Annotated in this window: 1 protein-coding gene; it reads right to left on the bottom strand. The window is 40.1% G+C overall.

Features of this window, described 5'->3' with window-relative positions; translation table 11 throughout:
* Positions 1-5: 5 nt before the first annotated feature.
* Positions 6-659: a DUF2057 domain-containing protein gene (locus R7E78_RS26960; protein ID WP_318058720.1), complete on the bottom strand. Its 654-nt coding sequence runs from the start codon at positions 657-659 to the stop codon at positions 6-8.
* Between the last annotated feature and the right edge of the window lie 25 nt (positions 660-684).

Here is a 684-nt window from a genome sequence, read left to right on the forward strand (position 1 = left end):
AACAATTATTGTTGAGAAACCCACTTCATGAATAGCTGACGTTCTTCGTCAGTCATTTCTAGATAAGCAATTTTTGCTTTTGTCAGTGGCGAATTCACTCTGTGAGTCTCTTTAGCTGTACCAGTTGCCTGAAGCTCAGATAACTCGACTCGCTTACCATTAGAAAAATAGACGCCGTTAAGTTCGTTGTACTCTGCCAATTGCTCATCAAGGTTTGAATATGGGAAAGCACCTTTTTTACCTGGCATCTTATATTGCGAGTAATCAATAGACTTATCATTGATGCTTACTTTCCAGTCCATTGTATCTTGTTCAAACAGCTTGTCTGCCTGACGCTTATCTCTAAAAGATGGCGCATCAATATAAAGCTCACCCGCGCCAGAACTAAAACCAAGAATGTATGGTGCAGAGTAAACTTGAGTGCGCTTGTCACCACGCCCGATAGCTTTGTTTACCTTAATAACCACTTGGTTTGAGCCATCGATGAGAGTATACGGAGTACTCAATTCATCCGTACTAACGCCATTTACAAACAGAACTTGAACACCTTGTGCGGTACTTACAGTTACTGATACATCAGTTTTATGTGTTGTGTCTGCGTTCGCTGTTGTACCAAACAGACCAAGAAAAAACGCTACAATCCAAGTTTTTAGTCTCATATCCTAATAACCTTAAAAATCGATT

The organism is Vibrio sp. YT-19(2023), assembly GCF_033337395.1.